Raw genomic sequence first — 14,311 nt, 5'->3', positions numbered from 1 at the left:
GAAGGAGAAATACCGCATGACTAGAGAATTCTCACTAGAGAACACTCGTAATATCGGAATCATGGCTCACATCGATGCTGGTAAAACAACAACTACAGAGCGTATCCTTTATTACACTGGTAAGATTCACAAAATCGGTGAAACTCACGAAGGTGCTTCTCAAATGGACTGGATGGAGCAAGAGCAAGAACGTGGTATCACAATCACTTCTGCCGCGACAACAGCTCAATGGAAAGGCCACCGCATAAACATCATTGATACACCAGGACACGTAGACTTCACTGTAGAAGTTGAACGTTCTCTTCGTGTACTTGATGGTGCTGTAACTGTACTTGATGCTCAATCAGGTGTAGAGCCACAAACTGAAACTGTATGGCGTCAAGCTACAACATACGGTGTACCACGTATCGTATTTATTAACAAAATGGATAAAATCGGTGCAAACTTCCTATACTCTGTAGGAACTCTTAAAGAACGTTTAGAAGCAAATGCTCACCCAATTCAGTTACCAATCGGTGCTGAAGATGAGTTCAACGCAATCATCGACCTTGTAGAAATGAACGCTACATTCTACAAAGAAGGTGACGACGGTTCTAACGCTGAAGTGAAAGAAATTCCTGAGGAATACAAAGCTCAAGCTGAAGAATACCGCGAAAAATTAATCGAAGCTGTTGCTGAATTAGACGAAGAGCTAATGGAAAAATACTTCGCAGGCGAAGAAATTACAACTGAAGAGTTAAAAGCGGGTATCCGTAAAGCAACTCTATCTGTTGAATTCTACCCAGTAGTATGTGGTACAGCATTCAAAAACAAAGGTGTTCAATTAATGCTTGATGCAGTAATTGACTACTTACCAGCTCCAACAGACGTAGCTGCTATTACTGGTACATCTGTTGACGGCGAAGAAGAAATCGTACGTCATTCATCTGATGAAGAGCCATTCGCTGCACTAGCGTTCAAAGTTATGACTGACCCTTATGTTGGTAAATTAACTTTCTTCCGTGTGTACTCAGGTATCTTAGAATCAGGTTCTTACGTACAAAACTCATCTAAAGGTAAGCGTGAACGTGTAGGTCGTATCCTACAAATGCACGCAAACTCACGTGAAGAAATCGAACGCGTTTACGCAGGCGATATCGCAGCAGCTGTAGGTTTAAAAGTTACAACTACTGGTGATACTTTATGTGATGAAAAAGCTTTAGTAATTCTTGAGTCTATGGAATTCCCTGAGCCAGTAATCTCACTTTCTGTAGAACCAAAATCAAAAGCTGACCAAGATAAAATGGGTCAAGCCTTACAAAAACTTCAAGAAGAAGATCCAACTTTCCGTGCACATACTGATCCTGAAACAGGACAAACAATCATCTCTGGTATGGGTGAACTTCACTTAGATATCTTAGTTGATCGTATGAAGCGAGAATTCCGCGTTGAAGCTAATGTTGGTGCTCCACAAGTTTCTTACCGTGAAACTTTCCGTTCATCAGCTCAAGTTCAAGGTAAATTCACTCGTCAATCAGGTGGTCGCGGTCAATACGGTGACGTATGGGTTGAGTTCACTCCAAATGAAGAAGGTAAAGGTTTCGAATTCGAAAACGCAATCGTTGGTGGTGTTGTTCCACGTGAATACATCCCTGCAATCGAAGCTGGTTTAAGAGATTCATTAGCAAACGGTGTATTAGCTGGATTCCCAGTAATTGACGTTAAAGCTAAGTTATACGATGGTTCTTACCATGATGTCGATTCAAACGAAATGGCCTTCAAAGTGGCTGCATCTCTTGCAGTTAAAAAAGCAGCAACTGTTTGTAACCCAGTTCTTTTAGAACCAGTTATGAAAGTAGAAGTTGTAATGCCAGAAGAATACCTTGGTGATATCATGGGTAACATTACTGCTCGTCGCGGACGCGTTGAGGGTATGGAAGCTCGCGGTAACGCACAAGTTGTTCGTGCAATGGTTCCACTTGCTGAAATGTTTGGTTATGCAACAACTTTACGTTCAGCTACACAAGGTCGCGGTACATTCTCAATGGTATTTGACCACTACGAAGAAGTACCAAAATCAGTTTCTGAAGAAATCATCAAGAAACACAAAGGTGAATAATTCAATTATTTTTAATTGAATTTTCTACTGTTATCAAGTATAAATAACTATGTAAGCTATGATTTATTATGGGGTAGGGCCCTGCCCCTTCAATAAATTATGACTATAAACTAAATTACAAACCCTAGGAGGCACATTTAAAATGGCTAAAGAAAAATTCGACCGTTCTAAAACACATGCTAACATTGGTACAATCGGACACGTTGACCATGGTAAAACTACATTAACTGCTGCAATCGCTACAGTTCTTTCTAAAAAAATGGGTGGAGAAGCTAAATCTTACGATCAAATCGATAACGCTCCAGAAGAAAAAGAGCGCGGTATCACAATCAACACTTCTCACATCGAGTACGAAACTGAAAAACGTCACTACGCTCACGTTGACTGCCCAGGACACGCTGACTATGTTAAAAACATGATCACTGGTGCTGCACAAATGGACGGCGGTATCTTAGTAGTATCTGCTGCTGATGGTCCAATGCCACAAACTCGTGAACACATCCTTTTATCTCGTCAAGTAGGTGTTCCATACCTAGTTGTATTCTTAAACAAATGCGATATGGTAGACGACGAAGAATTACTAGAATTAGTTGAAATGGAAGTTCGTGACTTATTATCAGAATACGATTTCCCAGGCGACGAAGTTCCTGTAATCAAAGGTTCTGCTCTTAAAGCTTTAGAAGGCGAAGAAAAATGGGAAGAAGCAATCATTGAATTAATGGACGCTGTTGATTCTTACATCCCAACTCCAGAACGTCAAACTGACAAACCATTCATGATGCCTGTAGAGGATGTATTCTCTATCACAGGTCGTGGTACAGTTGCAACTGGTCGTGTTGAACGTGGTCAAGTTAAAGTCGGCGACGTAATCGATATCGTAGGTATCGCTGAAGAAACTGCTCAAACAACTGTAACTGGTGTTGAAATGTTCCGTAAATTATTAGATTACGCTGAAGCTGGCGATAACATCGGTGCTTTATTACGTGGTGTTTCTCGTGAAGATATCCAACGTGGTCAAGTATTAGCTAAACCAGGTTCAATCACTCCACACACAAACTTCAAAGCTGAAGTTTATGTATTATCAAAAGAAGAGGGTGGACGTCACACTCCATTCTTCTCTAACTACCGTCCTCAGTTCTACTTCCGTACAACTGATGTAACTGGTGTTATCACTCTTCCAGAAGGCGTTGAAATGGTAATGCCTGGCGATAACGTTGAAATGGATGTTGAATTAATTCACCCAATCGCTATCGAAGATGGTACTAAGTTCTCAATCCGTGAAGGTGGCCGTACAGTAGGCGCTGGCGTTGTAGCTTCAATCCAAAAATAATTTCTTCTATTGAAGAATGTTATACTGTAATAAAACCCAAGGAGTGCGCACTCCTTGGGTTTTTCTTTTAGCTATTGTTAAATAAGATCAAAAGATTTTTTAAAAATATACAGTTAACAATTGAAATTGAGTTCATAATTTTATATACTATAAAGCGTTGTAAAGACCGAACGCGTGAAGAAATAAGGGAAACGAGTTACATATAAAATATTTTCCTGAAACGACTTGCACATTGCGATATTATTATGTATAATATTGAATGTTGGTCTTTGACTGCGATGAAGCGAGAGGTTACCGACACACCCGGCCGCATTGCCATGGCGAGTGCTCGGAAAATTTTCGTGGAGAATTGTCTAGGAAATAGGCGAAAAGGGAGGGAAAATAATGGCAAAACAAAAGATTCGTATCCGTTTAAAAGCATATGATCACAGAATTCTTGATCAATCGGCTGAGAAAATTGTTGAAACTGCTAAACGTTCAGGTGCTGGTGTATCAGGTCCGATTCCACTACCAACTGAAAAATCAGTTTACACTATCTTACGTGCGGTTCATAAGTACAAAGATTCTCGTGAACAATTCGAAATGCGTACACATAAACGTCTGATCGATATCGTTAACCCAACACCACAAACTGTTGATGCGTTAATGAAACTTGATTTACCATCTGGCGTTGATATTGAAATCAAACTTTAATGGTAAAAATAAAAATAATATTTTAAATCTTACAGGAGGTGCGACTAAATGACTAAAGGAATCTTAGGTAGAAAAATCGGTATGACGCAAGTTTTTGCAGAGAATGGCGATCTAATTCCAGTAACTGTAATCGAAGCTACTCCAAACGTAGTTCTTCAAAAGAAAACAGTTGATACTGATGGTTACGAAGCAATTCAATTAGGTTTCGAAGATAAGCGTGCAAAGCTTTCTAACAAACCTGAACAAGGGCACGTAGCTAAAGCAAACACTGCTCCTAAGCGCTTCATTCGCGAAATTCGCAATGCAAACTTAGCTGAGTACGAAATTGGTCAAGAAGTCAAAGTTGATAGTTTCGCAGAAGGCGATGTAGTAGATGTAACAGGTGTTACTAAAGGTAAAGGTTTCCAAGGTGTTATCAAACGCCACGGACAATCTCGTGGACCTATGTCACATGGTTCTCGTTACCACCGTCGTCCTGGTTCAATGGGTCCAGTTGCTCCGAACCGCGTGTTCAAACAAAAGAAATTACCTGGTCAAATGGGTGGTACAGTAGTAACAATCCAAAACTTAACAATCGTTAAAGTGGATGCTGAACGTAACCTTATTTTAGTAAAAGGTAATGTTCCTGGTTCTAAAAAATCATTAGTAACAGTTAAATCTGCTATTAAAGGTAACTAATTTTCCGAAGAAAGGAGGAAACAGGAATGACAAAAGTTAATGTACTTAGTCAAACAGGTTCTTCTGTAGGCGAAATCGAATTAAACGATGCGATCTTCGGAATCGAACCAAATGAATCAGTTGTATTTGATGCAGTAATCGCTCAACGCGCTTCACTACGTCAAGGTACACACAAAGTAAAAAATCGTTCTGAAGTTGCAGGTGGTGGTCGTAAACCATGGCGTCAAAAGGGTACTGGTCGTGCTCGCCAAGGTTCAATCCGTTCTCCACAATGGCGCGGCGGTGGTATCGTATTCGGTCCAACACCACGTAGCTATGCATACAAACTTCCTAAAAAAGTTCGTCGTTTAGCTCTTAAATCAGTATTATCAGCAAAAGTTGCAGATACTGAATTAGTAGTATTAGACGCATTAACATTAGCAGCACCTAAAACTAAAGATTTCGTACAAGTTCTTTCAGATCTTAAAATCGAATCTAAAGCTTTATTCGTAACTGCTGATGTGGAAGAAAACGTAGCACTTGCTGCTCGTAATATTCCAGGTGTAACAGTATTAACAGCTGAAGGCATCAACGTTCTTGACCTAGTTGGTCATAACCAAGTTGTAATGACTAAATCTGCTGTAGAAAAAATTGAGGAGGTGCTTGGTTAATGGAAGCACGTGACATTTTAAAACGTCCTGTCATTACTGAGCTTTCTTCAGAACAAATGGCAGAACAAAAATACACTTTCGAAGTTGACACTCGTGCCAACAAAACAGAAGTAAAAAACGCTGTTGAAACAATCTTTGGAGTTAAAGTTGAGAAAGTAAACATCATGAACTACAAAGGTAAAAAGAAACGCGTTGGCCGCTACACTGGTTTAACAAACAAACGTCGTAAAGCTGTTGTAACACTAGCTGAAGGCGAAATCGAATTATTCGAAATGTAATTCGAATAGACATTTTTAAAGGAGGGAAAACACATGGCGATTAAAAAGTATAAACCTACCACTAATGGACGTCGTAACATGACTTCATCGGACTTTGCTGAAATCACTACTAATAAGCCAGAAAAATCATTATTAGAGTCTACAAAACGCAAAGCTGGTCGTAACAACCAGGGTAAAATCACTGTTCGTCATAATGGTGGTGGACACAAACGCCAATACCGTATCATTGATTTCAAACGTATCAAAGACGGTATCCCAGGTAAAGTCGCTACTATTGAGTATGATCCAAACCGATCTGCTAACATCGCATTAATTAACTATGCTGATGGTGAAAAACGCTATATCTTAGCACCAAAAGGTCTTAAAGTAGGTATGGAAGTTGTTTCAGGTCCAGATGTTGATATTAAAGTTGGTAACGCGTTACCATTAACAAATATCCCAATGGGTACAACAATCCACAATATCGAAATGAAACCTGGTAAAGGTGGACAATTAGTACGTTCTGCAGGTACTTCAGCTCAAGTACTTGGTAAAGAAGGTAAGTATGTAATTGTACGCTTACAATCTGGTGAAGTACGTATGATTCTTGCTACATGCCGCGCTACAATCGGTGCTGTAGGTAACGAACAACACGAACTTATCCACATTGGTAAAGCTGGACGTAAACGTTGGATGGGTAAACGCCCAACTGTACGTGGTTCTGTAATGAACCCTAACGATCACCCACACGGTGGTGGTGAAGGTAAAGCTCCAGTTGGACGTAAGTCACCAATGACTCCATGGGGTAAACCAGCACTTGGTTACAAAACTCGTAACAAAAAAGCAAAATCTGACAAGCTTATTATTCGTCGTCGTAAAAAATAAAGTGGTTAAACTACGGTTCAATGGTCGAACCGTGGTGGAATCACGGAGGGAGGTTCCAAAATGGGTCGTAGCTTGAAAAAAGGACCTTTTGTTGACGCTCACTTAATGACTAAGGTTGAAGCTCAACAAGATTCAGAAAAAAAACAAGTTATTAAAACTTGGTCTCGCCGCTCTACAATCTTCCCGAACTTTATCGGATTAACAATCGCAGTATATGATGGACGCAAACATGTGCCTGTATACGTGACTGAAGATATGGTAGGTCATAAACTTGGCGAATTCGCACCAACACGTACTTATAAAGGTCACGGTGCAGATGATAAGAGAACATCAGTACGCTAATTAAGAGGGGAGGTTAATCCTAATGCAACAAGCTAAAGCAATCGCTCGCACAGTTCGCATTGCTCCTCGTAAGGTACGTCTAGTAGTAGACTTAATTAGAGGCAAGCAAGTTGGCGAAGCAATCGCTATTTTAAAACATACTCCTAAAGCAGCTTCTCCTGTAGTAGAGAAAGTTTTAAACTCAGCAATCGCTAATGCAGAGCACAACTATGATTTAGATGTAAACAGCCTAATCGTTTCTGAAGTATTCGTAGACGAAGGTCCAACATTAAAACGTTTCCGTCCACGCGCACAAGGTCGTGCAAGTGCGATCAACAAACGTACAAGCCACATTACTCTAGTGGTATCTGAGAAGAAGGAGGGATAATACGTGGGTCAAAAAGTACATCCAATAGGTTTACGTGTAGGTGTCATTCGTGATTGGGAATCTCGCTGGTACGCTGAGAAAGACTACGCAACATTACTTCACGAAGATATCAAAGTACGTAATTACATTGAAAAAACTTTAAAAGAAGCATCAGTTTCTAAAGTAGAAATTGAACGTGCTGCTAACAGAATTAACATTACAATTAGTACAGCGAAACCAGGTATGGTTATCGGTAAGGGTGGTACTGAAGTTGAAGCACTTCGTAAAAACCTTAACGCTATGACTGGCAAACGCGTACACATCAACATCGTTGAAATTAAACGTGCAGATCTTGATGCAAAACTAGTTGCTGAGAACATCGCTCGCCAATTAGAAAACCGTGTATCATTCCGTCGTGCACAAAAACAAACAATTCAACGCACTATGCGTGCAGGTGCTAAAGGTATCAAAACTCAAGTATCTGGTCGTCTAGGTGGCGCTGATATCGCTCGTGCTGAGCACTACAGTGAAGGAACTGTTCCACTTCATACACTTCGCGCTGACATCGATTATGCTCACGCTGAAGCTGACACTACTTATGGTAAGTTAGGTGTTAAAGTATGGATCTACCGTGGAGAAGTACTTCCAACTAAGAAGAACTCTGTGGAAGGAGGCAAATAATTATGTTATTGCCAAAACGCGTTAAATACCGTCGTGTACACCGTGGTAAAATGCGTGGCCAAGCAAAAGGCGGTACTACAGTAACATTCGGTGAATTCGGTTTACAAGCTCAATCAGCTAGCTGGATCACTAACCGTCAAATTGAAGCAGCCCGTATTGCAATGACACGTTATACAAAACGTGGTGGTAAAGTATGGATTAACATCTTCCCACACAAACCTTACACTAAAAAGCCTCTAGAAGTACGTATGGGTTCTGGTAAAGGTGCTCCTGAAGGTTGGGTAGCAGTTGTAAAACCAGGCCGTGTAATGTTTGAAATCGGTGGGGTTTCGGAAGAAGTCGCTCGTGAAGCACTTCGCTTAGCATCTCATAAGTTACCTGTTAAGTGTAAAGTTGTTAAACGTGAAGAAATTGGTGGTGAATCTAATGAAAGCTAATGAAATTCGTGAACTTACAAGTGTTGAAATTGAAGATCAAGTAAAATCACTGAAAGAAGAGCTTTTCAACCTTCGCTTCCAATTAGCGACTGGTCAATTAGAAAACACAGCTCGCATTCGTGAGGTACGTAAAACTATCGCTCGTATGAAAACTGTTATTCGTCAAAGAGAAATCAGTGCTAATTAACTGATAAAGGAGGTTTGCAAGCATGTCTGAGCGTAACCAACGCAAAGTTTACACAGGCCGTGTTGTTTCTGACAAAATGGATAAAACGATCACAGTAGTCGTTGAAACATACAAGAAACACTCACTTTACGGTAAACGTGTAAAATACTCTAAAAAGTTCAAAGCGCATGATGAAAACAACATAGCAAAAGTTGGAGATATCGTACGCATTATGGAAACTCGTCCGCTATCAGCTACTAAACGTTTCCGTTTAGTTGAAGTTGTAGAAAAAGCGGTTATTATCTAAATAATTTCGGAACACTCGATCCGAAGGGAGGTAACCTAAGTGATTCAACAAGAAAGTCGTTTGAAAGTTGCCGACAACTCAGGTGCTAAAGAAGTACTTACAATTAAAGTACTTGGTGGTTCTGGCCGTAAAACTGCTAATATCGGTGATGTTATTGTTTGTACAGTTAAGAAAGCAACACCAGGTGGCGTTGTCAAGAAAGGCGAAGTAGTTAAAGCTGTAATCGTTCGTACTAAGAGCGGTGCACGTCGTAAAGACGGTACTTACATCAAATTCGATGAGAACGCATGCGTAATCATCCGTGATGACAAGTCACCACGTGGAACTCGTATTTTCGGACCAGTTGCTCGTGAACTACGTGATAGCAACTACATGAAAATCGTTTCATTAGCTCCGGAAGTTCTTTAATTACATGAAAGTAGCCATCAAGGAGGTGCGACAAATGCACGTTAAAAAAGGCGATAAAGTAAAAGTGATTACAGGTAAAGATAAAGGCAAAGAAGGCGTTATCCTATCTGCATTCCCGAAAAAAGATCGCGTTTTAGTTGAAGGTGTTAACATCGTTAAAAAACACGTTAAGCCTAACCAACTAAATCCACAAGGTGGAATTGTAAGCCAAGAAGCTGCAATTCACGTATCGAACGTAATGTTAATCGATCCGAAAACTGGCGAGCCGACTCGCGTAGGTTACAAAATGGAAGATGGCAAAAAAGTTCGTGTTTCAAAAAAATCAGGTAAAGTAATCGACTAATAGTAATAGAGAGGAGGTATACAAATGAGCCGCCTAAAAGACAAATTTGTAAATGAAGTATCATCTGCTCTAATGAGCAAATTTGAATATACATCAGTAATGCAAGTACCAAAAGTTGAGAAAATCGTTGTTAACATGGGTGTTGGTGACGCTGTTCAAAACTCTAAAGTTCTTGACTCTGCTGTTGAAGAATTAGCTTTAATCACTGGTCAAAAACCAGTTATCACAAAAGCGAAAAAATCAATCGCTGGCTTCCGTCTACGTGAAGGTATGCCAATCGGTGCAAAAGTTACATTACGTGGAGAGCGTATGTATGACTTCTTAGATAAATTAATCGCTGTTTCATTACCACGTGTACGTGACTTCCACGGTGTTTCTAAAAAAGCATTCGACGGTCGCGGTAACTACACTCTTGGTGTGAAAGAACAATTAATTTTCCCAGAAATCGACTATGATAAAGTATCAAAAGTACGCGGTATGGATATCGTTATCGTTACTACTGCGAACTCTGACGAAGAAGCTCGCGAGTTGTTAACACAATTCGGTATGCCATTCCAAAAATAATAAGGGAGGCGAGATCGTGGCAAAAAAATCTATGATCATCAAGCAACAACGCGGTTCTAAATTCAAAGTACAAGAATATACTCGCTGTGAACGCTGTGGCCGTCCACACTCTGTATACCGCAAATTTAAACTTTGCCGTATTTGTTTCCGAGAACTTGCTTACAAGGGACAAATTCCTGGCGTGAAAAAAGCCAGCTGGTAATCCCCTAATATTGGGAAGGAGGTAAATGTAATGACAATGACAGATCCAATCGCTGACATGCTAACTCGCGTACGTAACGCGAACATGGTTCGTCACGAAAAATTAGAGCTTCCAGCTTCTAATATCAAAAAAGAGATCGCTGAAATTTTAAAGCGTGAAGGTTTTGTACGTGATGTAGAGTATGTTGAAGATGACAAACAAGGAATTATCCGTATCTTCTTAAAATACGGTCAAAATAACGAACGTGTTATTACAGGTTTAAAACGTATTTCTAAACCGGGTTTACGCGTTTACGCTAAAACTGAAGAATTACCTAAAGTATTAAACGGTCTAGGGATCGCTTTAGTTTCTACTTCAAACGGTTTATTAACAGATAAAGAAGCTCGCGCTCAAAAAGTTGGCGGCGAAGTTTTAGCATACGTTTGGTAATAAGCAACAAATGAATGGAGGTGCAACATTAAATGTCTCGCGTAGGTAAAAAACCAATCGAGGTACCTGCAGGTGTTACTGTATCAGTAGATGCAAACAACGTAGCAACTGTTAAAGGTCCAAAAGGCGAATTAGTTCGTTCTTTCCACAAAGATATGAAAATCGAACAAGAAGGTAACGTGATTACAATCACTCGCCCTTCTGAATCTAAAGAGCACCGTACTAACCACGGTACAACTCGTGCGTTACTTGCTAACATGGTAACTGGTGTATCTGAAGGATTCTCTAAATCATTAGAATTAATCGGTGTAGGTTACCGTGCTCAATTACAAGGCAAAAAACTAGTACTTAACGTTGGTTATTCTCACCCAGTTGAGTTTACACCAGAAGACGGTGTTGAAGTTGAAGTACCTTCTAACACAAAAGTTATCGTTAAAGGTATTTCAAAAGAAAAAGTTGGTGCTCTTGCATCTAACATCCGTGACGTTCGTCCTCCAGAGCCTTACAAAGGTAAAGGGATCCGTTACGAAGGCGAATACGTTCGTCGTAAAGAAGGTAAAACAGGTAAATAATGCTGCATAAGCATTAGAAAGGAGTGACCTTTTGTGATTACGAAACAAGATAAGAATCAAGTTCGTAAAAAACGTCATGCACGCGTACGTTCAAAAATTTCTGGTACTACACAACGTCCTCGTTTAAACGTGTACCGTTCTAATAAAAACATTTACGCTCAAATCATCGACGATTCTCAAGGCGTAACATTAGTTTCAGCTTCAACAATGGATAAAGGTTTCGAAGGTTCTGCAGGGAACGTAGAAGCTGCATCTAAAATTGGTGAAACTATCGCTAAAAAAGCTGCAGAAAAAAACATCAAAGCTGTTGTATTTGACCGCGGCGGTTACTTATACCACGGACGCGTAAAAGCTTTAGCTGAAGCTGCTCGCGAAAACGGTTTAGAATTTTAATAAGAAGGAGGTACACATTTCATGGGTCACATTATTGACGCAAACAAACTAGAACTTGAAGAACGCGTTGTTACAATCAACCGCGTAGCTAAAGTTGTTAAAGGTGGACGTCGTTTCCGTTTTACTGCATTAGTAGTAGTAGGAGACCGCAATGGCCATGTTGGTTTTGGTACAGGTAAAGCTCAAGAAGTACCTGATGCTATTCGTAAAGCTGTTGAAGATGCGAAGAAAAACCTAGTGGAAGTTCCACGTGTTGGTGGTACTACACCTCATTTAGTAATTGGTAAATTCGGTGCAGGAAACATCATGATCAAACCTGCTGCTCCTGGTACAGGAGTTATCGCTGGTGGTCCAGTGCGTGCTGTATTAGAGTTAGCTGGTATTACGGACATTCTTTCAAAATCTTTAGGTTCAAACACACCAATCAACATGGTACGTGCGACTATTAAAGGTTTAACAGAACTTAAACACGCTGAAGAAGTTGCAAAACTTCGTGGTAAATCAGTAGAAGAGTTATTAGGTTAAGGGAGGGAAATGACTATGGCAAACAAATTAGAAGTTACCCTAACAAAAAGCCTAATTGGCGCTAAACCAGGTCAACGTGCAACTGCACAAGCTCTAGGTTTACGCAAAATGAATCAAACTGTTGAACACAACGATAACGTTGCTGTTCGCGGTGCGATTGCAAAAGTTGCTCACTTAGTAACTGTTGTTGAAAAATAATACATTATTCTATATATAAGGAGGTGCCATCTAATAATGAAACTTCATGAGTTACAACCAACTGCTGGTTCACGTAAAGAACGTAACCGTGTAGGTCGTGGTATCGCGACTGGTAACGGTAAAACTTCTGGTCGTGGTCATAAAGGTCAAAAAGCACGTTCTGGCGGCGGCGTTCGTCCGGGCTTTGAAGGTGGTCAAAACCCTTTATTCCGTCGTTTACCAAAACGCGGCTTCACAAACATTAACCGTAAAGAGTTCGCTATCGTGAACCTTGATGCGTTAAACCGTTTTGAAGAAGGTACAGAAGTTACACCAGCTTTACTTATCGAATCTGGTGTTGTAGGCAATGAAAAATCTGGTATCAAAATCCTAGGTAATGGATCACTTGATAAAAAGCTTTCTATTAAAGCCCACAAATTCTCAGCTTCAGCAAAAGAAGCAATCGAAAATGCGGGCGGGAACATTGAGGTGATTTAATGTTTCAGACAATCTCGAGCTTTTTACGTGTGAGAGATATTCGAAATAAAATCATCTTTACACTTTTGATGCTGGTAGTGTTCCGTATTGGAACATTTGTGCCAGTGCCAAATGTGAACGCTGACGTATTAAAGCAAACAGACCAATATAGTCTTGTCGGCTTTTTAAATACTTTCGGTGGAGGAGCTTTACAAAACTTCTCAATCTTTGCGATGGGGATTATGCCTTATATTACGGCATCAATCATCGTGCAACTGTTGCAAATGGACGTTGTTAAGAAGTTTACAGAGTGGTCAAAACAAGGTGAGGCAGGACGTAAGAAGAGTGCGCAATTTACTCGTTACTTTGCTATTATTCTTGCATTCATCCAATCAATCGCTATGTCGTACGGTTTCAACCGTATGTACGGTGGGGAATTGATTCAAGGTGAAGGTTTCCTAACTTACTTTACAATTGCTATTGTGTTAACTGCTGGTACAGCATTCCTTTTATGGTTAGGTGAGCAAATTACTGATAAAGGTGTTGGTAATGGTGTTTCAATCATTATCTTCGCAGGTATCGTAGCTGCTTTACCAACAACAGTGAACCAAATATATGCTCAAGAATTTGAAAATGCTGGTGATCAAATGTTCATCAACATTATCAAAGTCGTACTGATTGCTCTTGCAGCTCTTCTTATTATTGTCGGAATCATTTACTTCCAACAAGCGGATCGTAAAATTCCAATTCAATATGCAAAAGGCACAAGTGCTAATCGTGGAGCACAACAATCTCATTTACCATTGAAAGTTAACGCTGCCGGCGTTATTCCAGTAATCTTTGCGGTTGCGTTCATCGTAACACCTAGAACATTGGCTAGTTTCTTCGGTGATGGGAAAGTAGCTATCTTTATCCAAAACACTTTTGATTATTCAAAACCAGTTGGTATGATTATCTACGTTGCATTGATTGTTGCATTTACGTACTTCTATGCTTTCGTACAAGTGAATCCGGAAAAAGTAGCGGACAACTTGAAAAAACAAGGTGCTTATATTCCGGGTATTCGCCCAGGTAAAAGTACTGAAAGTTATTTAACAAGTGTCTTATATCGCTTAACTTTTGTTGGGGCTATTTATCTGTCAGTTGTGGCAATTTTACCGATTTTATTCGTAAATATCGCTAATCTTCCGCAGTCGGCTCAAATTGGCGGTACAAGTTTAATCATCGTTGTGGGTGTTGCACTCGAAACAATGAAACAACTTGAATCTCAATTAGTAAAGCGTCACTACAAAGGTTTTATGAAATAAAAGTTGGTTTTCAGGGGCGTTTTCGTTCCTTTGAACCATCATAA

Annotated in this window: 24 protein-coding genes; all 24 read left to right on the top strand. The window is 40.0% G+C overall.

Annotation, left to right across the window (positions count from 1 at the left end; genetic code table 11):
- The first annotated feature begins 16 nt into the window (after positions 1-16).
- The 24 genes from fusA (at position 17) to secY (ending at position 14,267) form a co-directional block, all read left to right on the top strand.
- Positions 17-2,098: an elongation factor G gene (fusA, locus tag MHB75_RS12280; RefSeq protein WP_340997999.1), complete on the top strand. Its 2,082-nt coding sequence runs from the start codon at positions 17-19 to the stop codon at positions 2,096-2,098.
- A gap of 142 nt (positions 2,099-2,240) precedes the next feature.
- Positions 2,241-3,428, top strand: coding sequence for an elongation factor Tu (gene tuf / locus MHB75_RS12275; protein WP_340997998.1), 1,188 nt, complete (start codon positions 2,241-2,243; stop codon positions 3,426-3,428).
- Positions 3,429-3,812: 384 nt separating this feature from the next.
- On the top strand, positions 3,813-4,121 hold the full coding sequence (gene rpsJ / locus MHB75_RS12270; RefSeq protein WP_029500598.1) for a 30S ribosomal protein S10: 309 nt from the start codon (positions 3,813-3,815) through the stop codon (positions 4,119-4,121).
- A gap of 48 nt (positions 4,122-4,169) precedes the next feature.
- Positions 4,170-4,799, top strand: a complete 630-nt coding sequence (gene rplC / locus MHB75_RS12265; RefSeq protein ID WP_068450120.1) for a 50S ribosomal protein L3 — start codon at positions 4,170-4,172, stop codon at positions 4,797-4,799.
- Positions 4,800-4,825: 26 nt separating this feature from the next.
- Entirely contained in the window at positions 4,826-5,449 is a 624-nt protein-coding gene (gene rplD / locus MHB75_RS12260) for a 50S ribosomal protein L4 (RefSeq protein ID WP_068450123.1), read from the top strand.
- Complete coding sequence (rplW, locus tag MHB75_RS12255; RefSeq protein ID WP_068450125.1) at positions 5,449-5,727, top strand: 50S ribosomal protein L23; 279 nt, start codon at positions 5,449-5,451, stop codon at positions 5,725-5,727. Before rplD ends, rplW begins: the two co-directional genes overlap by 1 nt.
- A 33-nt stretch (positions 5,728-5,760) precedes the next feature.
- Entirely contained in the window at positions 5,761-6,591 is an 831-nt protein-coding gene (gene rplB / locus MHB75_RS12250) for a 50S ribosomal protein L2 (protein ID WP_068450128.1), read from the top strand.
- A gap of 60 nt (positions 6,592-6,651) precedes the next feature.
- Positions 6,652-6,933, top strand: coding sequence for a 30S ribosomal protein S19 (gene rpsS, locus MHB75_RS12245; protein ID WP_068450130.1), 282 nt, complete (start codon positions 6,652-6,654; stop codon positions 6,931-6,933).
- A 22-nt stretch (positions 6,934-6,955) separates the two neighbouring features.
- Positions 6,956-7,300 carry a 50S ribosomal protein L22 gene (gene rplV / locus MHB75_RS12240; RefSeq protein WP_068450132.1) on the top strand — a complete coding sequence of 115 codons (345 nt, stop codon included), beginning with the start codon at positions 6,956-6,958 and terminating at the stop codon, positions 7,298-7,300.
- A gap of 3 nt (positions 7,301-7,303) precedes the next feature.
- The gene (rpsC, locus tag MHB75_RS12235; protein ID WP_068450135.1) at positions 7,304-7,960 is read left to right on the top strand and encodes a 30S ribosomal protein S3; all 657 of its coding nucleotides are present in this window, start codon (positions 7,304-7,306) and stop codon (positions 7,958-7,960) included.
- Positions 7,961-7,962: 2 nt separating this feature from the next.
- Entirely contained in the window at positions 7,963-8,397 is a 435-nt protein-coding gene (gene rplP / locus MHB75_RS12230) for a 50S ribosomal protein L16 (protein WP_068450137.1), read from the top strand.
- Positions 8,387-8,584 carry a 50S ribosomal protein L29 gene (gene rpmC, locus MHB75_RS12225; RefSeq protein WP_068450139.1) on the top strand — a complete coding sequence of 66 codons (198 nt, stop codon included), beginning with the start codon at positions 8,387-8,389 and terminating at the stop codon, positions 8,582-8,584. Before rplP ends, rpmC begins: the two co-directional genes overlap by 11 nt.
- Before the next feature lie 22 nt (positions 8,585-8,606).
- Complete coding sequence (rpsQ, locus tag MHB75_RS12220) at positions 8,607-8,870, top strand: 30S ribosomal protein S17 (protein ID WP_141274711.1); 264 nt, start codon at positions 8,607-8,609, stop codon at positions 8,868-8,870.
- A gap of 39 nt (positions 8,871-8,909) precedes the next feature.
- Positions 8,910-9,278 (top strand): 50S ribosomal protein L14, encoded by a 369-nt coding sequence (gene rplN / locus MHB75_RS12215; protein WP_068450143.1) that lies wholly within the window; start codon positions 8,910-8,912, stop codon positions 9,276-9,278.
- A 34-nt stretch (positions 9,279-9,312) separates the two neighbouring features.
- Positions 9,313-9,621 carry a 50S ribosomal protein L24 gene (gene rplX, locus MHB75_RS12210; RefSeq protein WP_068450144.1) on the top strand — a complete coding sequence of 103 codons (309 nt, stop codon included), beginning with the start codon at positions 9,313-9,315 and terminating at the stop codon, positions 9,619-9,621.
- Positions 9,622-9,645: 24 nt separating this feature from the next.
- Positions 9,646-10,185: a 50S ribosomal protein L5 gene (gene rplE, locus MHB75_RS12205; protein ID WP_068450146.1), complete on the top strand. Its 540-nt coding sequence runs from the start codon at positions 9,646-9,648 to the stop codon at positions 10,183-10,185.
- Positions 10,186-10,201: 16 nt separating this feature from the next.
- A complete protein-coding gene (locus tag MHB75_RS12200; RefSeq protein WP_068450148.1) occupies positions 10,202-10,387 on the top strand; it encodes a type Z 30S ribosomal protein S14 in 186 nt (61 codons plus the stop codon).
- Between the two features lie 30 nt (positions 10,388-10,417).
- Positions 10,418-10,816: a 30S ribosomal protein S8 gene (gene rpsH, locus MHB75_RS12195; protein WP_068450150.1), complete on the top strand. Its 399-nt coding sequence runs from the start codon at positions 10,418-10,420 to the stop codon at positions 10,814-10,816.
- 32 nt (positions 10,817-10,848) lie between these two features.
- A complete protein-coding gene (gene rplF / locus MHB75_RS12190) occupies positions 10,849-11,388 on the top strand; it encodes a 50S ribosomal protein L6 (protein ID WP_068450152.1) in 540 nt (179 codons plus the stop codon).
- Between the two features lie 33 nt (positions 11,389-11,421).
- Positions 11,422-11,781 (top strand): 50S ribosomal protein L18, encoded by a 360-nt coding sequence (rplR, locus tag MHB75_RS12185; protein WP_068450154.1) that lies wholly within the window; start codon positions 11,422-11,424, stop codon positions 11,779-11,781.
- A 21-nt stretch (positions 11,782-11,802) separates the two neighbouring features.
- Positions 11,803-12,306, top strand: a complete 504-nt coding sequence (gene rpsE, locus MHB75_RS12180) for a 30S ribosomal protein S5 (protein WP_068450156.1) — start codon at positions 11,803-11,805, stop codon at positions 12,304-12,306.
- Positions 12,307-12,321: 15 nt separating this feature from the next.
- On the top strand, positions 12,322-12,504 hold the full coding sequence (rpmD, locus tag MHB75_RS12175) for a 50S ribosomal protein L30 (RefSeq protein WP_141274712.1): 183 nt from the start codon (positions 12,322-12,324) through the stop codon (positions 12,502-12,504).
- Positions 12,505-12,540: 36 nt separating this feature from the next.
- Positions 12,541-12,981, top strand: coding sequence for a 50S ribosomal protein L15 (rplO, locus tag MHB75_RS12170; RefSeq protein ID WP_068450160.1), 441 nt, complete (start codon positions 12,541-12,543; stop codon positions 12,979-12,981).
- On the top strand, positions 12,981-14,267 hold the full coding sequence (gene secY / locus MHB75_RS12165; protein ID WP_068450162.1) for a preprotein translocase subunit SecY: 1,287 nt from the start codon (positions 12,981-12,983) through the stop codon (positions 14,265-14,267). The genes rplO and secY overlap by 1 nt, the downstream gene beginning before the upstream one ends.
- Positions 14,268-14,311 lie beyond the last annotated feature (44 nt).

The organism is Kurthia sp. FSL E2-0154, assembly GCF_038003625.1.
Classification (GTDB): domain Bacteria; phylum Bacillota; class Bacilli; order Bacillales_A; family Planococcaceae; genus Kurthia; species Kurthia gibsonii.
Note: the sequence above shows the minus strand (reverse complement) of the source record. Positions and strands in the feature narration are given on the sequence as shown.